The organism is Thalassospira sp. SM2505, assembly GCF_054901115.1.
Genome location: NZ_CM142731.1, coordinates 2,771,945 through 2,794,416, shown reverse-complemented (window position 1 = coordinate 2,794,416; position 22,472 = coordinate 2,771,945). Strand labels below are relative to the sequence as shown.

Here is a 22,472-nt window from a genome sequence, read left to right as displayed (position 1 = left end):
GGTGATTGCTGTTCGTTCTTGTTCCGGGTGTGGGAACCCGGTCCACGTCAAGGCGAACAAAAATCAGATAGCATATTACTTTTGCACACCTAATGACGACAATTGCGGTCAAGGGTGTTCGCATCACGAAAAATGGGGACGGGTTGCATCAAATCAAATGTTAAGGGCGTATTGGGAAGCCAAACGCGCCCATGAGCGTAAGGAATTTGGTGATGACCGAAACAGACAATTGGTTGCCGGGGGCAAACCAGACGAAGCCGAAACAGTCGAGCAACGGCCCGACGAAATCCAGCCTGAGCGAGACGACAAGCCTAAACCAATCCTCGCAGGGCTTCGAGAATACATCACATCATGAAGCCGATACCGGGGCCGAACATCTGGCCTCGTTCACGGTCGATCCGCTGGAAGGTGAGGGCGATGATCTGGGCGGCATTGACGGGCTGTCAAATCTTGCCGACGAAAGCGGCGAGTTCATAAGCCAGGACGCTTTCTTTTTGGCATTCTGTCAGGCCTTCAATATCGCGGCCTGCATTCCGCCATACTTCACAAGCCTGAAAATCGAAGATGAAGAAACCGCACAGGCGCGGGGCGCGTCCGATGCACTGTATGACATTTGCCTTGAAACACCGGCAATGCAGTTCCTGATCAAGCCGGGCGGCGTGTGGTTCCAGCGCGTGGCGGCGATTTCGGCATTTGCCTTGCCAAAGGCGATGGGTATCAAGGCCGAGATGAAAGCCAAACGGGCAAAGCCTGTGCGGTCGCCAGCGCGGCAAATGACCGATGACGAAGAGCTTGCCGAACAAAAAAAACATGATCGTGATGTTGATGAAGCCTTGAAGCCGGAAAAGGCACATCATGGCGGTCAATACGACTGGGCACCGGCATAATGGCGGCGTTTTCTGATGCGGGCCGTGTCGGTATCTGGGGCCGATCCGGTTCGGGCAAATCAACGCTGGCAAAGCGGCTGGTTGCAAAGCGCAAAAGGGTGGTGGCGTTCGATCCGCAAGACGAATACCAGCATGAGCGCGGATTCTTCCGGGTCGATACGATTGATCAGGTTCGGGCCTATATGGCGCGAAACTGGCGGCGCAATTTCAAGGTTGCCTATGTACCGCCTGCCGGTCAGGAAATGGCGGCATTGGATCGGCTGTCAAAGCTGCTCAAGATCGCTCAGAAGCCGTTTTTTGATGGCGAAGACGAACGGCAAATCACGTTGCTGGCGGAAGAACTGAACGAGCCTTTCCCGGTAACAAGCATCCCGAAAGCCTATGGCGGTTTCGGGGATTTGTGTTCTCGCGGTCGGCATTACGGGATTGAACTGATCGGCGTTTCCCAGCGCGTCGCGGAAGTCAATACCCGGTTTCGCGGCAATTGCACGGAAACATATGTTTTTCGGCAAAAGGGGCCGCGTGATCTGACAGCGGCGGCAAACGAACTTGGCGACGTGAAACCCGCAGATATCCAAGCCTTGAAGCCACACCATTACATTCACGAAAAGGACGGAACGATAACGTACGGAAAAAATTGAAAATCGTGAATTTTCCTACGTAACGTAAGGTAACGTTACCTAGATTTGCCGCCCCCGAAATTGCGGCGTAACCCGGTTGTCAGACAGGCGACCGGGTTTTGTTTTGCCGGTCCTGCAAGGTGGAAAAGGGGTTTTCCGTGAGCATGAAAAGTTTCGCTGTCGGGGTCGCAACGGCAATCGCTGCCATGGCGATCTATGACAAGTTCATCAAGCCGAACATGGCTTAGGGGGTAAAATGAAGGGTGATATCAAAACGGTCGTATTGACCGCGCTGGGGGTCATGGTCGCCGGTTACGTCATGAACATGATGTACGACGTCGCGATTGTAAAACAGGCCTCTGACGGCTTCGACAAGTAAGGGGGCAGCGCGTTGACCAATCGCATTTCCAAAAAGATGCCGAACGGTTCGGGTATTGGTGCGGGACAGACCGCAACTTTCAACCTGCCGCTTGGCGTAACCTATCATCAGCTTTTGTTCCGTATCCGGGCCGATCTCGGCGCGGGCGTCGTTGATGTACCCAAGGCCAGTCTTGGCACGGTTCTGGGCGAAATCCGCCTGTATATCGACGGGCAGGAAACCATCCGCGTTGATGCTGCCGATCTGGCTGCAATCCTGACCTACAAAGGGCAGGTTGTGAAAGATGGTGCATTGCCGCTGATGTTCTCCGATCCGGCACAGCGCACCCCGCTGGGCGAAGATGCCCCGGCAATCGGGACTGCTGATATTCAGTCGCTTTCCCTTGAAGTCGATATCAAGGCCGGTGTCACTTCACCGTCGCTGACGGTTTATGGTGTTCTTGCGCAGAATGCGCCGCTTGGTCAGTTCTACGCGATCAAGAAATATCCGTTCAACGTTGGCAATACCGGCATTCGTGAATTGCAGGACTTGCCGCGCCACGAATATCACATCACCAAAATGCACATCAGTACTGATGCGATTTCCAGCGTCCAGGTCGAAGCAAATCAGCGCATTTTGCGTGACTTTGATCGGGTGGTTGGCGAGGCGTCGGCAATCCAGACCGGCAAGGCTTGGCAAGCCGGATGGACACACATTGATTTCACGATCAGTGATCGTCTGTCTGATTTCCTTCCGATGCTGCTTGAAGATTTCCGCGTTCGTCTGGATATGACCAGCACGGGCAACTTCAATCTGTATACCGAAGAAATTCGCGGCAAAGTCGCCGCCTGACGGGCGGGTAAACACCGGGGCGCTAACGCGTCCCGGCTGGCCTTGAAGGGGGAATAAATGGCTGATCAAACGCAAAGTGCTGGCGGTCTGGAAATTCTGGACAGCATTTTCGGGTACTTGAGCAAAACCAAGGATGCAGTCTTTGAGACATACTCTCAGTGGCAGGCAACCTTTGGCAGTGAAAACGCCATGTCAGGGGGTGGTGATTATGCGGCTGAGGAAAACGCCAGTTCCGGCTGGAGCAATCCAACGGCGGGCACGTTGTCCTCTGGTTCGGCAAACACCGGGCTCTATATCGGTGTCGGTGTGGCCTTGCTGGCTGGCATGATCCTGATCACGCGCCGGAAATAGGGGGCGCTTATGTTGCCTGCAATGACCGGTCTTTCAAGTCTGACAGGAATGGGCGGCGGCGGTAGCTGGTTGGAAACATCCAGTGAAGCGAGTGCCATGTCCGGCGCTCGCGCTACGTCCGGTCAGATTTATGCGTACAACACCGCGCCTTTCATCGTCGGGGGTGAAGATGAAAGTGCAATGTCTGTCGTGCAATACGCAATTCCGTTTGCGCTTCTGGGGGCTGTAGCATGGCTGATGTTCAAAAAGTAACGCTTGGTGTTGTGGGGTGGGATGGCGTGGCGGCAGGGCACTTTGCCCCTGTCGTCATGCCAGACAGCCCAACGGGCCTTGATGGCCTGCAAAACGACGTGGAAACCGGCAAGGCGTCGGTGCTGGCTGTCATGGCAGATGAAAAGCGGATCGGGTCGGTTCTGGTTCGTATTCTGTCGGGCGGTGATGGTTTGCATTTTGTCATTGAATGCGCCAATGCCGATCTGCCGGGCTTCGATCTGGTGGAAACCTGCATGCCGGCCCTTGAAGGATGGGCAAAAAAGCTTGGTTGCGTTGCCGTGGATGTGCCGACGCACCGCGCCGGGCTGGTTTTCAAGATGAAGCGCCGAAACTATCAGGTGGTGCAAACCGTGTTGCGAAAGGCGATTTCATGAGTTCAGCACTAAGCAATTCAAGTAGCAAATCAAGCAGCACAACGACCAGTAACAACTATGACCAGCGGGCAGGGGCCGAAGATGGTTCTATCGCGGTGTCAGGTGGTGGTCAGGTCAACATTGATGCAACCACGCCCGAAGCATGGGATTTTGCCGCTGATGTAAGCGCCGATGCAATCGACCTTGCTGTTGTGACGGTCGGATCAGCTTTCAGCGCACTGGAAAAATCAAACCAGACGGTGGGCACTGCTTTGACGGAAATTCGCAAAGCAAACACGTCTGAAACTGCAAACACGCTGGAAATGTTGATCAAGATCGGGGTGCCGGTTCTTGGTGCCGCCTTCATCCTTCCAGCCATTTTCAAGAAATAGGGGCAATATGGCCGATAGTTCATTTTTCCAGACTTGGGCCGGAACGGTAGCGGCGGGCGATACGCTTACAATTCATCGTCGGGGCCGGTCGATTGCCTGCATTGCGGCAACGCAAGGCTTGGAGCTTGTTATCAATGATGGGTCGCGTTCGAAATTCTTCGCGGGTGCGTCTCTCACCTTTGATCGCGAGTTTGAGAAAATCCAGATTTACAACCCGAACGGAACGGCTGTTGATTTCGAAATCTGGACCGCCATGGGCCGCGTTGACGATAACCGCCTGACTGCTTCCGGGAACCTGAATGTTCTTGATCCGGTAACGGGTGACAGCTTCGCGGAGGTCATCGCCTGTCAAGCTGATATTTTGGCGATGATGCAGAACAAGAATGACCAGCGGGAACCCGTTTCAGTCGTTGGTGAAAGCTTTCTGGTTGCAACGGGATTTACTACGGCTTTGGAAGTGATTTCGCCAGCTTCGAACGTAGCGGGTGTGATTGTCCGAACCTGTTATCTCTATCCGGCAACTGGCGAAGCGGCGCTGTTTGCCGATACGGCGGCTCCATCAACCTATAATGACGCGACCAAGCGCAAATTCCATGCAGGTGGGGGAGCTGTGGGGAGTGGCGATATCAAATTGCCGATATTCATAAAGCCGGGCGACGGTCTGTATTTGATTGGCACGGACGCAAGCGGACGTGCTGCCCTCACTTGGGACGTATTATCATGAGTGATTTTAATGTTTTAAGTCTTGCCTATCAGCGTCAAGCCGCCGGTGATGTTCGTGATCTTGCTGAGATCGTTTCTGAAGTTCGGGCTGATCTGGCAGCGATGCAGCCGCCCGCGCCCGCACCAACGGATGAAATCGGCTTAAAGTCCGAAGTCATCGGCGGTGTTCGTAAGAATTTCAAAATCATGGGCGATGGCTCCATGGTGGAGGTTGCGCAATGATGAAAGACGCACTTCTTTTGGTCAGTGCCGGTGGGCTGGCGTTCGCGGCCTATCAGGTCGCCAAGGGCAAGCCGGTCACGTCCATTGATTTCACCAATGCCGGGCAGATCAGTCAGGAAGTTGACGTTATTGCCAGGACGATTTGGGGCGAAGCTCGGGGCGAAGGCGAACGTGGTATGCAGGCCGTTGCAAACGTCATCATGAACCGTGCGAAAAAGGGCGGTTGGTGGGGCAACAGCCCGGTCGAGGTCTGTCTGAAACCTGCCCAGTTCTCGGCATGGAACCGCAATGATCCGAATTTTGATCTTGCCCGCAAGGTGACTACGCAGGATCCGCAATTCCGTATTGCGCTGACAATCGCTGGCAAGGCGGTTGCCGGAACGCTGCCCGATATCACGGGCGGGGCAACGCACTATTTCAACCCGAATGTGGTTCTCCCTTCGTGGGCAAGTGCGCTGACCTCGCTCGGTGATATCGGCAATCATCGCTTTTACGTTTAGGTGAAGCATGGCGACCTATGACGCTGATTTGCATGCTGTTGAATATCTGCCGGGGCGCTGGATGGCGTGTGGCACGATGGATCAGCACATGTGCATGAACATGGCGCTTGAGGCCGCAGAAACCGAAGGTGAAGGCGATCCGGTGGGCGATCCGTTCGAAGATGATACCGGGTTGGAAATCAACATCCCCCTGACCTATGAAACGGTCAATTGGGGGCTGATTGCCGCAATGTGCGGCGCGGTGCTGTTCATGGCAGCTTTGAGTAGGGGGTAATCGTGCGTTTGGGTTTGCGATTGCAGATGATCAACAAACAGGAAGGAACTGACGATATGGCAAAAGGTGTCAAGGCCAATGGTCGGCTGAAAAAGGGCTATCGCTACGCCAAGGGCGGGCGCGTGGTCAAAGCGAAAGGCCGTAAATAATGCCTGCTTTTGTGCTGCCGTTCGTGCTGGGGGGCATTGTGGGTGTCGGTGGTGGCTTTGTCGCTGCTGATGGCCTCACGGCGGCGCAGAAGCTGTTGCGGCTTGGGGTGATCGGCGCGGGCGTTTACGTCGCTGGCAAATATGCAAAGGCGTGGTGAATGGTTGCAACCGATCTTTTCACGCTTTTGCAAGGGGGCGGCGATCTCGCGACCATCGCCCTTTTGATTGTTTTCTGGAAACTGGATCGCCGCTTGTTGGCGGTCGAACTGAAACTTAAGGGGGATGCATCCCATGTGGGGTAAAATCAAAGACCGTTTTCGCGAGCCGTCAACTTATGCAGGCCTTGCGGTCGCAACGGTCGGTATTGGTCAGATTGCCAAGATTGACGAAGCGCCTCAGGTCGCAGAGCTGATCGGACAGGCCGGACAGGCGGCTGTCACAGGTGATTACGTGACAGCGGGCGTTGTCGGCCTTATGGGCCTGCTTTCTATCATCATGAAGGAAAAAGGCAGCAAGTGAGCCAGGTACATTTTGGCCTGGTCGGTTCATCGATCATGATTTTGGACTGGCCGGCCTGATTATTGGCATGGGCTCAGCTGGCCAAATTCGGGCCAGGTCAAACGCTTTCAATCTTTCTGATTATTCGGCCTATCTGACTTTTGGATAGGCCGATTTTTTGTGCGATTTCCGCATTTGTGTGCCCGCGTCGTTTCAGTCGCATGATCTTTTCGTTGCGGAATTTGTCATAACTTCTGAGGTTTCGCTTCTTGTGCAACCGCCATCGGGCAGAAATTGTTGCCTCTGGAAGGCGGGTTTCTGATGCAACTTTTGCGATAGCTTCTTGTTCTGAAAGGCCATTGTCTATTTTTAACCGGATGGTGTTTACGGTGGCCTCAATCGCCTTGCGATAGTCGCGGGTGTATTCTCTGTGATGCTGTCTTTTGGCTGCATCACGCGCAAATGCTTCGCAAGCATCGGCTAAGTATTGGAAATGTCGGGAAAGTCTGCGAAGTTCGGCGGGAGGTAGCGTTTTGAGTGAGGATAACGGGAAATCAATCATGTCAACCAGTGAAGCAAAGGTTAAACATAAACCCTTGAATTCCAAGACAGATTAGTAAACCCGCCTACAAGGATAGCACACACCAAAATTTTACATAATATATATTATAGAACGTCAGTCTAATTTCAGGTGTGTTGCGTTGAGTCTTGTCTGCAGACGTTTTTTTTGTGGTCTCTCAACAAAAATTATCTTACTCGCAGACTGTTATAGCAGTTCAGCACAGCCGTTCTCCAAGCTTACCTCAGATTTCACTTCTATCGTGTCGTCACAGATAAGCGCTGTCTCCCGCGTTGCAGGCCGATCGTATGGAAGGCATTGCATGGAAACGCATTGACTATCAGAGGCATATTTATGACTAGCCGGATGAGCTTTAGATTTGATTGGATATTGCTTTAAAAGTTTCACGGTAGATCCCTACCCTAAACAATTAAAGTGTTTCAATGGTTGCAGTCATTTGTTGGTGGCACGCAACAAATGACACCGTGAGAACGTGGAAAAGACCAAGCAAAACATGCTATCTGCAATTCAAGAAATCTCAGGCAGGCCCGAAAGTGTTGGAGACCAAATAGCGGGTCTGCATGCAGGAGCCTGATAAATTGGTGCGATGCGAAGCGCGTGAATTACATCGTCGGTTTGGCCTACAACACCGGTCTGTTGCATAAGGCCCACAAGATCAAGAGCTGCGGCCGTGGCGATGGCAGGTCAATACCTTTTTACACTGCGTCCCGACGTGCAGGATTTTGTGGCAAAGCGATACGTGCCTCAAAGCCGTTCTCGGCGCCCGGTCTTGGCGACGTAAGTGTCAAAAAACTTCCGGTTCGCTTGGCAATTGCTGCCACGATAAACAGACCCAAGCCGCTACCATCGCGCCAAGGCTCGCCGCGCTGAAACCGCTCTGTCAACCGAGCAAGATGATCCTGCGGGACGACCGGCCCGTCATTGGCCACGATCAATTGGCCGTCGGGCGTCAGTATTACGTCGACAGGGCAATTGTCGCTCCCATGACGGATGGCATTCTCGATCAGATTGCGGCAAAGGATGCCAAGGGCGTCAGGGTCGAGAGACGACAGGACCGGCGCGCCGGGCAGATCAAGCACTATGTCTGGAGCATGTTCTCCCCGCTGCATGTCTTCGATTACGATGCGCACCGCGAGGCGCAGGTCCGACTCATGATCCGAGTGCAACCGACCTCCCTCGGCACGGGCGAGTTGCATCAGCCGTTCGGTCCGACGTGTCAGCCGTTTTAGCGTCTCTTCGATTTCGGTCGCCCGCGTGGCTGCTGCCGCATCTGTGGTTTCAGTTCTGAGGCGTTGCGCTTGGGCGATGGCACCTGCGAGCGGTGTTCGTAATTCGTGCGCGGCATTCGCGGCAAAACTTCGTTCCGCCTCAAATGCCTCCCGCAGCCGCTCCAAAAGGGTATTTAGAGTGACCGCAAGCGGACCAATTTCCGAAGGCAAGTCATCGGCTGATACTTGCGAGAGATCCTGTGCATTGCGGGTATCCAGACTATTGCGGAAACGACGCAAGGATTTGAAACCTGCCCGAACCGCAAACATGATCGCCAGAAGTGCCACTGGAATGACAATCAGAAGAGGCAGCCCAAGACCGAGCAAAATCTCGCGAGTAACATTCGCACGCTGGTCCAGAGGTTCTGCCACCGTGATCCGGATCGTTCCCTGCAGGGCGTCATCGTTGAATAGCCGGTGCGTCGGGGTTTGACGGAAGCCAGGCCCGTCATAGTCGGGGAACACTGCAAGGTCTGCGGCGTGCGACTGCAGCAATATACGCCCATTTATGTCTCGAACGATATAGGTGAAGAACTCGTCATGGGCGCGGATAACGCCAAGCTGTTGGGTAACCCCAGTGTCCTCACGCCCAACAATCTCGACAACAGCCAGCGGCAGCAGGCGTTGTGCAGTTTCCTCCAGAGCCGAGTCAAAGACCCTGTCCATATTGTGGCGCAAGGTCACGGTTGTCACCGAGGCAGCGGCTATCCAGAGCAAGGTCAGGAGAATGCCAAGGGACAATCCCAACCGCGCTTGCAGGCTACGTGGTAGTCTCATGGCTTGCCAAGCCGATAGCCAAGGCCGCGTTCGGTCTCGATAATCTTGCTGCCGAGCTTCTTGCGCAGACGGCTGACATGGACCTCGATGGTGTTGCTCTCCACTTCTGCACCAAAGGCGTATAGTTTTTCTTCCAGCTGCGCCTTGGACAGAAGCTGTCCGGGACGGGATAGGAATGCCTCAAATAGCGCCCATTCGCGTGCAGTCAATGAAACCGGTTTTCCGGCAAGACGGATGCTGCGCAGGGTAAGGTCGACCTCAACCTGCCCGTGGGTGATGATCGGATTTGGGTTGCCGGTATAGCGCCTTGCGACCGAGCCAATACGCGCTATCAGTTCAGAAAGATCGAATGGCTTGACAAGATAGTCGTCCGCGCCGGCGTTCAACCCTTCGATCCGGTCGGTCACCTGGTCGAGTGCGGTAAGGATGATCACCGGCGTCACGTCACCCCTCGCCCGCAAGCTATTCAGGAAGTTGATACCGCGACCATCAGGCAACATCAGGTCAAGCAACAACAGATCGTAGGTCGCACCTGCAAGGGCATCGTCGGCCGCGTCGAGACGCATGACCCAATCCACCGACTGGCCTGCCCCGGCGATTTCATCTCGCACGGCAGCCCCCAGAACAGTGTCGTCCTCGACAAGCAGGATGCGCATTTCAGTTCCCCTCACTTTCCCGATCACCTTTCATGACAGGCTAAGCTGACGTAAAACTGAAGCCATCAAAGCCAAGGCTTCAGGCTCCCGTAAGGTTGGTCGCGTATCAGTTAGTTCAAAATGGCCGTAGCGAGGAGTTTGGCGCATGAAGAAGGTATTGACAATTCTCAGTTTTCTCGCGGCCTTTCCGGTCGGTGTCGGATCGGCTGACGATGACTGCTTTGTCCCGATGACGGACTGGCAACCCCGCGAAGCTGTTGCCCGGCTGGCTGAAGAAAACGGCTGGACGGTTCGTCGCATCAAAATCGATGACGGCTGCTACGAGATTGACGGCAGGAATGCCGCAGGTCGCCAGATTGAGGTCAAGGTTCACCCGGCCACACTGCAAGTGATCGAGATCGAATACGAAGACGATGATCATGCGCACCGCAACCGAAAAGCCAGTGATCATGAATGACGTGGCAAGAGAATCTGACGTTGCTGGCGTGACGTCAGATCATCGTTTTTTCTGGGGGTTTCCAACGTTTGCCTGGATCGTCAGTTTAATTGGACCCTTACTGGTCGCACTGGCTTGCTGTATCGTGGGCGGTCTTGGCATTGTCATCTATGCACCATTTGGTCCCTCGGCGGCCATTGGCGTAGCGCTTGGTGCCATGGCTGTTGTCGCGATGAGCCAAACCCTGATTCTTGCGACGCGCTCCAGCCTGCTGGAGCCTCTGTTCGGGGGACTGGATCGGATGTATCAAGTTCATAAATGGCTGGGTATCTCGGCGCTTGTGCTGATGATCCTGCATGACCAGTTCGAGCCCGATTTCGACCGTACAGTGCGGGAGACGAACCTCGGCGACTTTGCCAGCGACTTGGGCGAGTTTGCCTTCAACGCCTTTCTGGCGCTGATCGTGATCAGCTGGTTTCGACGTTTACCGTTCATCGGGCTTGAAATTCCCTATCAGCTCTGGCGTTTCAGCCATCGCTTCATGGGCGTTTTTTTCGCCATTGTGGTGTTTCACCAGTTCTTTGTCGACATGCCGACCGTTGCGGATCAATCCCTGTCGTGGCTTCTCAATATCTTTGGCATCTCCGGACTGGTCGCCTGGCTCCATATCGAATTCATTGCCCCGCGCCTGCGACGTCGGACATTTAAGGTCAGTGCAATCAGCCGGCACGCAGATACCACTTCGCTAACACTGGCGCCAGATGGGCGGGCCATGCGCTGGCGACCGGGGCAGTTTGCCTTTATCAGCGCCCCAGACGCCGGATTATCCGAGCCACATCCCTTTACGATTTCCAGCGCCCCGCGCTCCGACGGTACGCTGCACCTTTCTATCCGCGCACTCGGCGGCTGGACGCGGCGCCTGCCCAACGCCCTGCACGAGGGCATGCTTGTAGACGTCGAAGGTCCTTACGGGCGGTTCGACTTTCGTACGGGTGGCAGGCAGCAGATCTGGCTGGCTGGCGGCGTCGGGATTACGCCATTTATCGCCTGGGCTGAAAGCCTGACCGAGGCGGAGCACCGCAAAATCCACCTAGTCTATTGTGTTCGAACACTGGAAGACGCGATTGAGCTTGAGACTCTTCGCGCAGCAGCGCTGCGCACTGCGACGTTCAGCTTCGAGGTTATCGCAACTGCGCAGGATGGTCGTTTGACTGCAGAGCGGTTGAGCGGATCGGCACCGTTCCCCGTTCGAGAAGCTGACCTCTGGTTCTGTGGACCATCAGGACTGAAAAACGCAATCCTCAAAGACCTGAAAGCGTCAGGCCAGACGCCACGCCGGGTGCGCTACGAACATTTCACTTTTGCGTGACCGACATCTGACAAGATTGCCATGCAGCAAGGGCGTGTTTACGACACTCAACCTTCGCGATGAGTCCTCTTTCTTCCTGACGGCAAGCTGAAGCAGAAATCGCTTCGCTGTCAGGAAGCCATCAGGTCGGGTCTGCATAGTGACCTTAGCAGACAAAAAAAAAGGAGACCCTGCCATGCGAAAGACCCTCATACTTCTTGCCACTTCCACCGCGCTGACGGCCGCCATCGGGGTGCCGGCCTGGAGTGCTCTGCGAGCTCCCACCGACGCGAATTCTCAATCCTTTGGCGTTTTCGACGAAGACGCGGCACAGATACTGCCGCTCATTCTGGCCAGTAACGATGACAGTCACAGCTTTTTCAAAGGTTCCCGGAGTCGTCATGATCACGATGATGACGACGATCACGATCATGATGATGATGATGATGATGATGATGATGATGATTGTGACGACGGCTGTCGAGGTGGCGTTTCCAATCCTGCCCCCGCGGGCACTGTTGCGCCGCCGCAGAACGGGCTCTTTGGCAGTGGGGCGTCACCAAAGGTTCAGGTGAACTGAACCTTTAAGACATATTTCAATCCAGAAGGACTGCCACGATGAAATCACTTCTCGCAACCCTTGTTGTCACCACGGCACTGACGTTTCCCGGCGCCGCAATGGCGCGCCAGGTCACTCTCTCGACAACACTCAACAATTATGGGGGCGACGGCGCCTATCTTGCGCTTTACGTCACGGATACGTCCGGTGCTTATGTCGGCAGCCTGTGGATGGCTGGTAGCAAGTCGAAATATTATGAACATCTGACAGACTGGTATCGCGCCACCGGTGGTGACACCGCCCAGATAAATGGTATCACCGGTGCCAGTCTGGGCGCTGGCCGCACGCTTGAAATCACACTAGACCTTGCCGATACGCTGTTTGATGCGGGGTACACGCTTCACATCGACGCTGCCGTTGAGGATATGCGCGACAGCCCGAACGAAGTCTCTGTGCCGCTAACGACAAGCGGTGCAGGTACGCCGGTCAAAGGCCGTCGCTATATCGCCAGCTTCATCTACGACATTTAAAGGAGAGAAGCAGCATGATCCGCGGTCTTCATCGCTGGCCGGGCCTTCTGGCGCTGGGCATCATCATGGTTCTTGCGCTCAGTGGTGCCGCGCTATCCGTGTTTCCTGCGATCGAACACCTGTCTGCCCCTCAGGCCGAGATGGATATGAGCGTCGGCGTGTTGGCTGAGCGCATCCAGAGCGCCTATCCGGGCGTCGATCAGATCCGCCGCGCCCCGTCAGGACGGATCACCGCCTACTGGTTCGACCAAGGGGTCCCCGATGCAGCCGTGATCGACCCCGCGACAGGTAAGGGCGTGGCGTCGGCCGACCCAAATCAGGTGGAACGCTGGCTTACGAACCTGCACCGGTCGCTGTTCCTTGGTGACGCAGGGCGCATCGGGATGGCAACGGGTGCGGCGGCCATGCTGGTGCTGGCACTGTCGGGCGCGATATTGGTTGCGAGGCGCGCTGGCGGCTGGCGGCAATGGTTTGCACCCCTGCGCGGACCGTTTTCAAGCCGCTTGCACGTCGAGGTCGCAAGGGTCGCGGTGTTCGGCCTTGCAATTTCCTCAGTAACAGCCTTGTGGATGACGTCCTCGACCTTTGATCTTCTGCCTGACGGTGGTACCCCACCCCGCTTCCCCACAAGTGTCAGCGGAGATAGCGGCATCGAACTTGCCAAACTTGCAATGATCGGCGACGTCCCGGTAGCCAAGATGCGCTCTTTGAACTTCCCCTATCCCGGGGATGCAACCGATGTATTCACGTTAAAGACAGACGAGGGCATCGGCTATCTCGATCAGGGCACCGGAGAGCTATTAAGTTGGACTAACCTGTCTTGGTGGGAGCGCGTCTCGGACACTGTTTACATGCTCCATACCGGCCAAGGCGCGGCCACTTTTGGGCTGGTACTGGGGCTGATGGTGCTTGGTATACCTGTGATGGGTGTGACGGGGATTTTGATCTGGCTTTCGGGGCGGCGCAGACGTCCGGGAATTCGCGGCAACCAACCGGCTGGGCGGGCGCATACGATCCTTCTTGTCGGTAGCGAAAGCGGCAGCACCTGGGGTTTCGCCGCCACGCTGCACGCAGCACTTACAGAAGCGGGGCAGCGTGTCCATGTCGCATCAATGTCCACTTTTACACCTGACCGCTATGCCCGCGCCGAACGCATCATTTTCCTTGCCGCGACCTATGGCAACGGAGATGCACCGGCATCTGCCAAGGGTTTCCTTGATCGCCTCAAAACGCTTGACCACGCGCCAGAGATTCCAATGGCAGTGCTTGGCTTTGGTGACCGCAGCTTTCCGGCATATTGCGCCTTCGCCAAAGCCGTCGCCGAACTGGCGGAGACAAAGAAGTGGCCGGAACTGATGCCCTATGACACCGTTAACCGCCAGTCACCGCAGGATTTCGCACGCTGGGGCCAAGCACTTGGGGACGTGCTGGGGATCAAGTTGGAACTCACCCATCAGCCGGTCCTGCCGCAGACGGATATGCTTACCCTTGTTTCGCGCCGCGACTACGGGGCCGAGGTACAAGCACCGGCAGCGATCCTTCGCTTCGCGCTGCCGCGGTCGACGCTTTGGCAACGGCTGACCGGAGCAGGATTTTCACGCTTTCAGGCCGGTGACCTGATTGGTATTCTTCCCGAAGGATCCACCATGCCACGCCTCTATTCACTTGCCTCTTCGCACCGCGACGGCTTTATCGAGATCGTGGTGAAAAAGCACCCGGGCGGCCTTTGTTCAGGTCAGTTGACCGCGCTGAAGACCGGCGAGACAATTTCCGCTTTCCTGCATCGCAATCCCGGATTCCAGCCCGGCAAAGGCCACGGGCCCCTCCTCTTGATCGGTGCGGGAACAGGCATCGGTCCTCTGGCAGGTTTTATCCGCGGCAACGTGGGGCACCGGCCCATTTATCTCTTTTTCGGGATGCGTAACCCCGACAGCGATTTCTTTTACAGCGACGAAATGCAGAACTGGCAGGCTGACGGTCGTCTTTCCCGGCTCGTTCTTGCCGTCTCGCGCGGAACATCACCATGTTATGTACAAGACGCGCTGCGTAAAGACGCCGCAAACGTCACCCGGCTCATTCACGATGGCGCACGCGTCATGGTGTGTGGCGGGCGTGAAATGTCTGCGGGTGTCGCCGATGCCCTGACAGATATCCTGGCAGCTAGTGTGGAAACTCCTGCCACACTAAAAGCGGAGGGACGGTATGTCGAAGATATCTACTAAAGCGATACGTAATGCGCTTAATGGCCCCACCATGGGCACGCGCTGGTCGGCGTTGTTCTTCACCCCACAAGAATACGATGTTGCCCCCGTGCAATCCGCCTTACAGACAGCTGTAGATGAGGTGGACTCGCAAATGTCGACCTGGAAGCCAGACAGCGATCTGATGCGCTTGAATGCGGTGCCAGTCAATCAATGGGTGGATGTTCCGGCACAGCTTCTCTATGTCCTGCGTCTTGGGCTTGAAATAGGACATACTTCGGACGGTGCGTTTGACATTGGCATGGGAGATGCTGTGACAGCTTGGGGGTTCGGACCTGAGAACGCAGAACCCGAGCAGATCCGTGCCGCAATAACCGCGTCGCGCATACCGGCCCATATCGCTCTTGAAACAGGCGATGGTTGCATCCGCAAGACCGCCCCGCTCACGTTGGACCTCAACGGCATCGCCAAAGGCCACGGTGTTGACCGACTTGCCCAAATACTCACCGATTTTGGCATCACAGCGGGCCTTGTCGGTATCGACGGCGAAATGCGCGCAATCGGGCTTAGATCGGACGGGGCACCGTGGAGCATTGCCGTAGAGGCACCCGATCCAGCGCGTCGCGCCCCCCGTTCGATCCTCGCCTTAACAGATGCCGCCGTTGCGACCTCCGGGGACTACCGTCACTGGGTCGAGATCCAAGGACGCCGCTTTTCGCACACTATGGATCCAAGCAGCGGCGCGCCGATCCTCCGTTCCCCGGCATCAGTCACCGTTGTTGCACAAAGCTGTGCTGAGGCTGACGCTTGGGCGACCGCACTGATGGTGCTTGGACCAGATCGGGGTGCTGAACTTGCACGAAAACGCGGGCTCAACGCGCTTTTCCTCATGCGTGATGATGACCAGGCTATAAGAAGTCTTAAAGTCGGCGCGCTTTTTTCCACCGAAACCTCAACCATAGAGACCGCGACTATGACGAAGTGATTATGTTCGCAAGGGACACCAATTCTCCTGAGCCGCGTCAATGCCGAGGGTCGGCAACGATTCTGACGAAATCCTCCAAAAAGCGCATTAACCATCTGTTTTACAAGCCTTAAATTAACTATTTCATCACGTGCAGACGATGCGTTACCTGCTGTATTCCCACACCCAGTAGCCAAAAGCCGTGGCACATAAAAGCCATGTGCCAATAACGACTGCGGCCGCAACGTGGCTGATCGGCTTGATTGCCACTTTAGCTGCTTTCGAGCGACTTGCTTCTATCACATTCGATGGCGTCAGCTTGATGACAAGGACGATGCCCAGCGGGACCAAGATAATGTCGTCAAGATAGCCCAGGATCGGCATGAAGTCCGGAATGAGATCAATTGGACTCATGGCGTACGCTGCGATTGCGAGCAGCCGAACGACTATGGGGGGTATTCGGGTCTCGCGCCACAAAATAACCGTCAGCGCATCATGCTGAATGCGTTTTGCCGCAGCTCGCAGCCTGCCAAAGATCACGGTAGACATCTAACTACTCCTTGCGCGATTGGCATCACTCGCAACTCTCAGGGATGATCAGGCCGAGACAATAGCGGGCTATTTAGCCAGGCTTGTTTGTAGTTGTTTCAACTGACCCTGGAGGACAGCTTTTTCCTGCAGTAATTCGCGATTCTGATCGTTGAGGAACTGGTTTCGGTCGTCAGCCGCTGCCACGCGCTCTCTGAGGTCGGAGATCCGCTGCTGGCAGGCCGCGAGATGTTTTTCAGAATCCGTTAGGGCCGCACCAAGCTTCTCCCTGTGTTCGGCGTCGCTATCTCGCTCCAGCTGGAGGCGGTCGACTGTCGCTTCCAGCGTTTCTGTTCGCGTTGCCCATTGTGTTATGACGGCCTGGCTCGCGTGCAATTTTTCTTTCAAGTTTTCAGCGTGATCCTGACTGGCCTCATAGCGCTGGTTTATTTGGTCGCGATGTTGTCTCAGCGTGTCGCGGTCCTGTTCGCTGGAACGGAGCTGCTGCGTCAGCTGATCCACCTGACCCTCCAGCCCTGACTGGGTCCTGTGGAACTGGTCCCGTTCATGACGGCGATCCTCGGCAATCTCCTGCTGGTAGTGCTCGAAATGGCTGCGGATATCGCGGTTTTCCTGCTTCATCTCTTGGACGGTTGCAGTGGTCTCACTGAGTTTCTCCTGACTTGCCTCCAGTTTGGACGTGAGTGAGGCCGCCCGGAGCTGTTCCTGTTGAAGAGCGTGGGCCTGGGCATCGCTTTCGTTGCGAAGCGCTTCATTGGCCTTCTCCAGCCCGCAGCGTTGCTCTTCCAGTGACTCGCACCGCTGCCGCACCTCTTCCAGCTCGGTGCGCCATTGCTGTTCCAGCGTCTGGTGCGCTTCGCGCTCCTGCGTAATACGTTCATCGGCCGCGTATTGAGCTCGCTCATGCAGGGCTTTCACGGCGGCCACCAAGTCAGCCGGGAGTCCGTTCAGATCCGCTGCGGCTTCGCTGCCTGATTTCCAACGTTTCAGCATTGGCCCGAGAGTGCTGCGACTGCCGGTACCGAGTTCCGATCGCACCCGGTCGACAGTGGGCTCGTCACCGCGTTGGCGGACGCGTTGCGCAGCGTTGGCGACATCCTGGTAAGTAATTCCGGCGCGGGCCATGACATGCCTCATTTTATCATATAACGTGATATGTAATATTACATTATTTATTCGATAATTAACAAAATTTATTTAAGATGCCTAACGCACGTTAAAGCGCGTTAACGTGCGTTAGTGTGTGGTCTGTTCTATCCTGCTCCTGTAACGCCGGTACATCAGCGGCTCTTGAAAGCACGCCTCGAATTGGAGCGGTCATGGATCCAAAACCCACCGTCAAGTCCACATTACGTAACGCGGAAAAGACCGTATTAGCCGATACGGCTAATCGGTACATCCACATGGCCACCACCGACAACACGCGGCGGACCTACCGTGCGGCCATTCGCAGCTTTGAGCGCTGGGGTGGACGTCTCCCGACACAGCCGGCGACCCTTGCGGCCTATCTGTCCGATCAGGCAGACGCGCTTAATCCTCGCACGCTGGATGTTTACCTGACGGCCCTGGGGCGCTGGCACCAGACTCAGGGATTGCGTGATCCCGCTCGAGACCCCGGCGTGCGCAAAACGTTGGAAGGGATTCGTCGCGCCCATGGTCGGCCGAAACGGCAAGCCCGGGCGCTGCGCCTCGAACACATTGCGGCCTTCCTGGAAACACTCCAGCAACAGCCTGACTCGCTCAAGAAGCATCGTGACTGGGCCCTGCTGCAGGTCGGTTTTTTTGGGGCGTTTCGCCGCAGTGAATTGGTAGCGATTGAGGTGAAGCACTTGTCGTGGGAGCCGGAAGGGCTGGTGGTGACCCTGCCGCGCTCTAAAACAGACCCTCACGGTGAAGGCCTGAAGCGGGCCCTGCCTCGGGGCAACGAGCTGGTCTGCCCGGTCAGCGCCCTCGAAACCTGGCTAGAGCATGCCGGCATTCACGAAGGCCCCGTCTTCCGCGCCGTCAACCGCTGGGATCGGTTGCAATCCCAGGCCCTTTCAGGCGGGTCGGTGAACCGAATCCTGAAAGCGCTTGGGGAAACCTGCGGCCTGGACTTCGTGCCGACCCTGAGCAGTCACAGCTTCCGGCGCGGTCTATCCACCGCCGCCGCGCGGGAAAAGGTCGACTTTGCGCAGATCAAGCGCCAGGGTGGCTGGAAGCATGACGGGACGGTGCGGGGCTACATCGAGGAAGGACAGCAATTTACGGACAACGCCGCAAACACCTTACTGACCAAAGTCGCCAGGTTGATCCGGGACACCGACTAATGGTGAGTGTGGTCGCGGCTGGCTACGCTGCCCGGAAGCACTCAGAATACGATGAACAGGTATCTGTAGTGGCTCACAAAGCTAATCTGTTGGGCCCGCAATTATCCTGAGCAGTGGGACCACATTGGGTGAGAAAGGGCGCCCGGTTGGGCCCAGATTAGCTACGAACCGACCAACCCCTGACCGTCATACTCGACGGTTCCGCAAGGCAGCTGTTCCCGCACCTGCACCACCTGGTCCGTCGTCCAGTTGAGCGACGCTGCAAGCCGCTTAAGAGTGACAGGACGACCCTGGACCAGCTCACGCAATAGCGCCACATGAAGCGTGGCCTCCGCTTCTCCGGTCAGGCCCAGCCGATTCACGATTTCTCGCATATCATTCACGGGGCCTTGCCTTATCCCGCGCAGCAGGATAGTTGTTTGACATCCTTTATAGTCGCCGGTCAGGTTGATGTGCTCCCAGCCCAAGGGAGAAAGATGCCGCAGAAGCGTCTCGTCGATATCCCGGCCGTCTTCGCGCAGTGCTTGAACCGCCCGCTCCATATAAACCGTATTCCAAAGGATAATAGCGCTGACGACGAGATTGAGTCCGCTTGCACGGTAGCGTTGATTCTCGTAACTGCGATCGCGGAGTTCACCGAGCCGGTTCAGGAAGACGGCACGAGCCAGCGCGTTCTTAGCCTCGCCCTTATTCAAACCAACCTGCACGCGGCGACGCAGTTCGACGTTTTGCATCCAGTCGAGTGCGAATAATGTTCGCTCAATGCGGCCCAGCTCGCGCAATGCGATCGCGAGGCCATTCTGACGCGGATAGCTCCCGAGCTTGCGCAGCATCAGTGATGCGGTGACAGTGCCCTGCTTACTTTATTTCGAATTAGTAAGTGCAAGGCTGTCCTTGCCCACCCTTAAGGCCACACCTTGAATTGCTGCCCGTTTCCAGATCCACCCCACCATAGTCAGCACCTGGAAGCGCGACCTATTGGAGAGCGCGTCCGACCTCCTCGAAGGCAAGAGTATAGTCGGTAAGCAATTCGATGAACTCAGCACGGACGAACTGTACCGTGAGATTCGCCGACTGACGGTGGAACGCAATTTTTGTTGCTTAAGCTCCTGGGTGGCTCGTTCCACTTTGGCTGAGCTCCATGTATTTCACAGAGCCCTTCGGAAAATCCTTGCGAACCAAAAGCAATTCATCAACCTGTCACGTCAGTGACACGACAGTGTCATCTCTCAGCTTTACCGTTCAATTGTAACTCGCAATACGGCGAGCTTATTTATTGCAAAAGGTGATCCTATGGCGCCAACTCAATCAACCAATGTGATGCTTCGAGTCGAGAGTATGGGCGTAACCTACCCGGGAAACGTCCTCGCGCTCAAACCCACCAACGTTCACTTTCACAAGGGCGAATTCACCGTGCTACTGGGACTTTCAGGCGCGGGTAAATCCACTCTGCTTCGTTCACTGAATCACCTGGTTAAGCCCACAACCGGGAAGGTTGTGTCTGGCGAGTTTGGTGAACTGACCAACCGTAGAATCCTGCGACAGCACCGCAGCCGCACCGCCATGGTGTTCCAGCATCACCAGCTGATCGAACGATACACCGCGTTACAGAATGTGCTGACAGGCAGACTTGCGTATCACGGTACTTGGCGAAGCCTGCTTCCCCTGCCCCGGCAGGACCTGGAGTTGGCTCTGCAATGCCTCGACCGCGTAGGTCTGGCTGACAAAGCGCTTTCCCGAGTAGATCAGTTGTCCGGCGGCCAGCAGCAGCGGGTTGGAATCGCCAGAGCATTGGTGCAGCAACCATCCATGATTCTTGCCGATGAGCCCGTTGCCAGCCTGGATCCGGCCACTTCTGAAAAGGTACTCGGCCTACTGCGCGATATTTGTCAGGAAGATGGAATCACCGCGGTTATTTCCTTGCACCAATTGGAATACGCCCAGCGTTTTGCAGACCGGATCATCGGCCTTTCGAACGCTCATATCGTTTTTGACGATGCTCCTGAAAACCTGAAATCGAAACACCTGGACGAGATTTACCACCGTTCACCCAGCGTGGTAGCTGCGGAAGGCAAACCAGCCATCCATAAACCTAAGACCACCCCGATAACGACAGACGTACTGGAGATAGCACAATGAAGACAATGATTCACTCTTTGCTGGCTCTGATAATGATGCTCGGCATCCATTGGTCAGCCCATGCCGCAGATACAGACCCTGATCTTTTGAAAGTTGCCTTGCTGCCGGATGAGAACGCGTCAGAACTGATCAAGCGAAACCAACCTTTGAAGGATTACCTGGAAACCACTCTTGGTAAGGAAGTAGAACTGATTGTTACCACCGATTACTCCTCCATGATCGAAGCCATGCGTTTTGGCCGAATTGACCTGGCTTACTTTGGTCCGTTGTCCTATGTGATGGCCAAGAGTAAGAGTGACATTGAACCCTTTGCCGCCATGGTGGTAGACGGGAAGCCGACTTATCGCTCCATCATTATTGCCAATGCGGACTCTGGCGTTGGCTCCTTCGCGGATATCAAAGGCAAGAAAATGGCCTACGGTGACCGCGCATCCACTTCCAGCCACCTGATCCCCAAGACCGTACTCCTTGAGAAGGCAGGGCTCGAAGCCGGAAAGGACTATGAGGCTCATTTCGTCGGTAGCCATGACGCTGTTGCGGTTAACGTCGCCAATGGCAATGCCGACGCCGGAGGGTTGTCCGAAGTTATCTTCGAGCATGTGATGGACCGCGGTTTGATTGATCGGAGCAAGGTCAAAGTGCTGGGCTACAGCGGTGACTTTCCTCAATACCCCTGGGCCATGCGTTCGAACCTGGCCCCTGAGCTGAAGAGCAACATTCAGAAAGCCTTTCTGCAGATCGATGACCCGGAGATTCTCGACAACCTGAAGGCTGAGGGATTCGCGGCAATTACCGACGAAGATTACGATGTCATCCGCGCTATGGGTGGCCTGCTCAATCTTGATTTCGCAAAAATGTGAGGAGTGCCCCATGAACTATACAACGACGGAACCGGCGACTCTGTCGCCGGCCCCGTCGGCCTCCGTGCTGGATGAGCACGCGAAAGGCTGGCGGAAAAAACTCGGACAGTCGCTGTTAGTGCTGCTCATCATTTTTGTCGCAAGTTGGTACGTAGGGCTGCTCAATTTCAATACACTTGCCAATGGCGTGCCAGCCATAGGCACACTCATTGGCGAATCTCTTCCACCTGACTTCACCAATGTGGCCAGCTGGGTGTCGCCGTTAATCGACACGCTTGCGATGAGCATTGCCGGTACTGCCATTGCAGTAACCTTGTCTGTGCCACTGGCATTCCTGGCTGCGCGCAACACCTCTCCACATCCGGTGGTGTTCCAAGTAACTCGAACCCTTTTAAACGGTTTGCGTTCAGTCCCGGAACTGATCATGGGCATCATCTTCGTGGCTGCTGTTGGTTTTGGGGCGTTGCCTGGCGTACTGGCGCTCGGTCTTCACTCCATTGGCATGGTTGGAAAGTTTTTTGCCGAAGCGATTGAGCATGTAGATGAGGCGCCAGTGGAAGCGGCCGATGCTGCCGGCGCTACTCGCTTGCAGGTGCTCTATCACGCCGTGCTGCCACAAGCACTTCCTCAATTCGCGGACGTGTCCATTTATCGCTGGGAATACAATTTCCGTGCCTCGACCGTAATGGGCATGGTGGGTGCCGGTGGTATTGGCTTCGAATTGATGGGCTCGCTGAGAATCATGCAGTATCAGGAAGTCAGCGCCATTCTCATTGTCATCTTGTTGATGGTCACCGTCGTGGACAGTCTCAGTGGCCGCCTTCGTAAGAAATTCAAATAAGGA

Annotated in this window: 32 protein-coding genes and 1 pseudogene; 26 read left to right on the top strand and 7 right to left on the bottom strand. The window is 55.7% G+C overall.

Annotated elements, in window-relative coordinates:
* Positions 1–212: 212 nt before the first annotated feature.
* The 16 genes from ACTU44_RS13145 to ACTU44_RS13070 all read left to right on the top strand — a co-directional run bounded on the left by ACTU44_RS13145 (position 213) and on the right by ACTU44_RS13070 (position 6,473).
* Positions 213–887, top strand: a complete 675-nt coding sequence (locus tag ACTU44_RS13145) for a hypothetical protein (RefSeq protein WP_462095634.1) — start codon at positions 213–215, stop codon at positions 885–887.
* The gene (locus ACTU44_RS13140) at positions 887–1,528 is read left to right on the top strand and encodes a helicase HerA domain-containing protein (protein WP_462095633.1); all 642 of its coding nucleotides are present in this window, start codon (positions 887–889) and stop codon (positions 1,526–1,528) included. The genes ACTU44_RS13145 and ACTU44_RS13140 overlap by 1 nt, the downstream gene beginning before the upstream one ends.
* Positions 1,529–1,763: 235 nt before the next feature.
* Positions 1,764–1,886, top strand: a complete 123-nt coding sequence (locus ACTU44_RS13135) for a hypothetical protein (RefSeq protein ID WP_255356837.1) — start codon at positions 1,764–1,766, stop codon at positions 1,884–1,886.
* Between the two features lie 12 nt (positions 1,887–1,898).
* Complete coding sequence (locus ACTU44_RS13130; RefSeq protein WP_462095632.1) at positions 1,899–2,717, top strand: major capsid protein P2; 819 nt, start codon at positions 1,899–1,901, stop codon at positions 2,715–2,717.
* Between the two features lie 57 nt (positions 2,718–2,774).
* Complete coding sequence (locus ACTU44_RS13125) at positions 2,775–3,068, top strand: hypothetical protein (protein ID WP_462095631.1); 294 nt, start codon at positions 2,775–2,777, stop codon at positions 3,066–3,068.
* A gap of 9 nt (positions 3,069–3,077) precedes the next feature.
* Positions 3,078–3,320 carry a hypothetical protein gene (locus tag ACTU44_RS13120; protein ID WP_462095630.1) on the top strand — a complete coding sequence of 81 codons (243 nt, stop codon included), beginning with the start codon at positions 3,078–3,080 and terminating at the stop codon, positions 3,318–3,320.
* Entirely contained in the window at positions 3,299–3,715 is a 417-nt protein-coding gene (locus ACTU44_RS13115) for a hypothetical protein (RefSeq protein WP_462095629.1), read from the top strand. Before ACTU44_RS13120 ends, ACTU44_RS13115 begins: the two co-directional genes overlap by 22 nt.
* A complete protein-coding gene (locus tag ACTU44_RS13110) occupies positions 3,712–4,086 on the top strand; it encodes a hypothetical protein (protein ID WP_462095628.1) in 375 nt (124 codons plus the stop codon). Before ACTU44_RS13115 ends, ACTU44_RS13110 begins: the two co-directional genes overlap by 4 nt.
* 7 nt (positions 4,087–4,093) lie before the next feature.
* Entirely contained in the window at positions 4,094–4,810 is a 717-nt protein-coding gene (locus ACTU44_RS13105; protein WP_462095627.1) for a hypothetical protein, read from the top strand.
* On the top strand, positions 4,807–5,031 hold the full coding sequence (locus ACTU44_RS13100; RefSeq protein WP_462095626.1) for a hypothetical protein: 225 nt from the start codon (positions 4,807–4,809) through the stop codon (positions 5,029–5,031). The genes ACTU44_RS13105 and ACTU44_RS13100 overlap by 4 nt, the downstream gene beginning before the upstream one ends.
* Positions 5,028–5,531 (top strand): cell wall hydrolase, encoded by a 504-nt coding sequence (locus ACTU44_RS13095; protein WP_462095625.1) that lies wholly within the window; start codon positions 5,028–5,030, stop codon positions 5,529–5,531. Before ACTU44_RS13100 ends, ACTU44_RS13095 begins: the two co-directional genes overlap by 4 nt.
* A gap of 7 nt (positions 5,532–5,538) precedes the next feature.
* Entirely contained in the window at positions 5,539–5,805 is a 267-nt protein-coding gene (locus tag ACTU44_RS13090; RefSeq protein WP_462095624.1) for a hypothetical protein, read from the top strand.
* A gap of 2 nt (positions 5,806–5,807) precedes the next feature.
* The gene (locus ACTU44_RS13085; RefSeq protein ID WP_462095623.1) at positions 5,808–5,954 is read left to right on the top strand and encodes a hypothetical protein; all 147 of its coding nucleotides are present in this window, start codon (positions 5,808–5,810) and stop codon (positions 5,952–5,954) included.
* On the top strand, positions 5,954–6,112 hold the full coding sequence (locus ACTU44_RS13080; protein WP_462095622.1) for a hypothetical protein: 159 nt from the start codon (positions 5,954–5,956) through the stop codon (positions 6,110–6,112). Before ACTU44_RS13085 ends, ACTU44_RS13080 begins: the two co-directional genes overlap by 1 nt.
* Positions 6,113–6,256: a hypothetical protein gene (locus ACTU44_RS13075; RefSeq protein WP_462095621.1), complete on the top strand. Its 144-nt coding sequence runs from the start codon at positions 6,113–6,115 to the stop codon at positions 6,254–6,256.
* On the top strand, positions 6,246–6,473 hold the full coding sequence (locus tag ACTU44_RS13070) for a hypothetical protein (RefSeq protein WP_462095620.1): 228 nt from the start codon (positions 6,246–6,248) through the stop codon (positions 6,471–6,473). Before ACTU44_RS13075 ends, ACTU44_RS13070 begins: the two co-directional genes overlap by 11 nt.
* Positions 6,474–6,570: 97 nt before the next feature.
* Here ACTU44_RS13070 and ACTU44_RS13065 read toward each other — a convergent pair whose 3' ends face one another.
* The 3 genes from ACTU44_RS13065 to ACTU44_RS13055 form a co-directional block, all read right to left on the bottom strand.
* Positions 6,571–7,059, bottom strand: a complete 489-nt coding sequence (locus tag ACTU44_RS13065; RefSeq protein WP_462095619.1) for a helix-turn-helix domain-containing protein — start codon at positions 7,057–7,059, stop codon at positions 6,571–6,573.
* Between the two features lie 668 nt (positions 7,060–7,727).
* On the bottom strand, positions 7,728–9,041 hold the full coding sequence (locus ACTU44_RS13060) for a sensor histidine kinase (protein WP_462095618.1): 1,314 nt from the start codon (positions 9,039–9,041) through the stop codon (positions 7,728–7,730).
* Positions 9,042–9,073: 32 nt separating this feature from the next.
* On the bottom strand, positions 9,074–9,733 hold the full coding sequence (locus ACTU44_RS13055) for a response regulator (RefSeq protein ID WP_085594555.1): 660 nt from the start codon (positions 9,731–9,733) through the stop codon (positions 9,074–9,076).
* Between the two features lie 145 nt (positions 9,734–9,878).
* Between ACTU44_RS13055 and ACTU44_RS13050 the strand changes: the two genes are divergently transcribed.
* The 6 genes from ACTU44_RS13050 (at position 9,879) to ACTU44_RS13025 (ending at position 15,792) form a co-directional block, all read left to right on the top strand.
* Positions 9,879–10,190 carry a PepSY domain-containing protein gene (locus ACTU44_RS13050; RefSeq protein WP_085594557.1) on the top strand — a complete coding sequence of 104 codons (312 nt, stop codon included), beginning with the start codon at positions 9,879–9,881 and terminating at the stop codon, positions 10,188–10,190.
* Positions 10,153–11,538 carry a ferredoxin reductase family protein gene (locus ACTU44_RS13045; protein ID WP_210402982.1) on the top strand — a complete coding sequence of 462 codons (1,386 nt, stop codon included), beginning with the start codon at positions 10,153–10,155 and terminating at the stop codon, positions 11,536–11,538. The genes ACTU44_RS13050 and ACTU44_RS13045 overlap by 38 nt, the downstream gene beginning before the upstream one ends.
* A 175-nt stretch (positions 11,539–11,713) precedes the next feature.
* Positions 11,714–12,097 carry a hypothetical protein gene (locus tag ACTU44_RS13040; RefSeq protein ID WP_462095617.1) on the top strand — a complete coding sequence of 128 codons (384 nt, stop codon included), beginning with the start codon at positions 11,714–11,716 and terminating at the stop codon, positions 12,095–12,097.
* Between the two features lie 38 nt (positions 12,098–12,135).
* Positions 12,136–12,606 carry a DUF2271 domain-containing protein gene (locus ACTU44_RS13035; protein ID WP_085594563.1) on the top strand — a complete coding sequence of 157 codons (471 nt, stop codon included), beginning with the start codon at positions 12,136–12,138 and terminating at the stop codon, positions 12,604–12,606.
* Positions 12,607–12,620: 14 nt separating this feature from the next.
* Entirely contained in the window at positions 12,621–14,828 is a 2,208-nt protein-coding gene (locus ACTU44_RS13030) for a PepSY domain-containing protein (RefSeq protein ID WP_085594565.1), read from the top strand.
* Positions 14,809–15,792: an FAD:protein FMN transferase gene (locus tag ACTU44_RS13025; protein WP_085594567.1), complete on the top strand. Its 984-nt coding sequence runs from the start codon at positions 14,809–14,811 to the stop codon at positions 15,790–15,792. The genes ACTU44_RS13030 and ACTU44_RS13025 overlap by 20 nt, the downstream gene beginning before the upstream one ends.
* 144 nt (positions 15,793–15,936) lie before the next feature.
* On the opposite strand, the gene ACTU44_RS13020 is transcribed toward ACTU44_RS13025, so the two are convergent.
* Together ACTU44_RS13020 and ACTU44_RS13015 are read right to left on the bottom strand one after the other, a co-directional pair.
* Positions 15,937–16,320 carry a YkvA family protein gene (locus ACTU44_RS13020; RefSeq protein ID WP_023007037.1) on the bottom strand — a complete coding sequence of 128 codons (384 nt, stop codon included), beginning with the start codon at positions 16,318–16,320 and terminating at the stop codon, positions 15,937–15,939.
* A gap of 69 nt (positions 16,321–16,389) precedes the next feature.
* Positions 16,390–17,445: a DNA-binding protein gene (locus ACTU44_RS13015; protein WP_023007038.1), complete on the bottom strand. Its 1,056-nt coding sequence runs from the start codon at positions 17,443–17,445 to the stop codon at positions 16,390–16,392.
* A gap of 194 nt (positions 17,446–17,639) precedes the next feature.
* Between ACTU44_RS13015 and ACTU44_RS13010 the strand changes: the two genes are divergently transcribed.
* Positions 17,640–18,629, top strand: coding sequence for a site-specific integrase (locus ACTU44_RS13010; protein ID WP_063091982.1), 990 nt, complete (start codon positions 17,640–17,642; stop codon positions 18,627–18,629).
* A 161-nt stretch (positions 18,630–18,790) separates the two neighbouring features.
* On the opposite strand, the gene ACTU44_RS13005 is transcribed toward ACTU44_RS13010, so the two are convergent.
* On the bottom strand, positions 18,791–19,003 hold the full coding sequence (locus tag ACTU44_RS13005) for a hypothetical protein (RefSeq protein ID WP_223305241.1): 213 nt from the start codon (positions 19,001–19,003) through the stop codon (positions 18,791–18,793).
* A 57-nt stretch (positions 19,004–19,060) separates the two neighbouring features.
* Positions 19,061–19,489: pseudogene (locus tag ACTU44_RS13000) on the bottom strand (Tn3 family transposase); the annotation flags it as partial.
* A 433-nt stretch (positions 19,490–19,922) separates the two neighbouring features.
* Here ACTU44_RS13000 and phnC point away from each other — a divergent pair.
* The 3 genes from phnC to phnE are packed head-to-tail and all read left to right on the top strand — an operon-like array spanning position 19,923 to position 22,469.
* Complete coding sequence (gene phnC / locus ACTU44_RS12995) at positions 19,923–20,768, top strand: phosphonate ABC transporter ATP-binding protein (RefSeq protein WP_011784779.1); 846 nt, start codon at positions 19,923–19,925, stop codon at positions 20,766–20,768.
* Complete coding sequence (gene phnD / locus ACTU44_RS12990) at positions 20,765–21,628, top strand: phosphate/phosphite/phosphonate ABC transporter substrate-binding protein (protein WP_063091984.1); 864 nt, start codon at positions 20,765–20,767, stop codon at positions 21,626–21,628. Before phnC ends, phnD begins: the two co-directional genes overlap by 4 nt.
* A gap of 10 nt (positions 21,629–21,638) precedes the next feature.
* Complete coding sequence (gene phnE, locus ACTU44_RS12985; protein WP_011784781.1) at positions 21,639–22,469, top strand: phosphonate ABC transporter, permease protein PhnE; 831 nt, start codon at positions 21,639–21,641, stop codon at positions 22,467–22,469.
* Positions 22,470–22,472 lie beyond the last annotated feature (3 nt).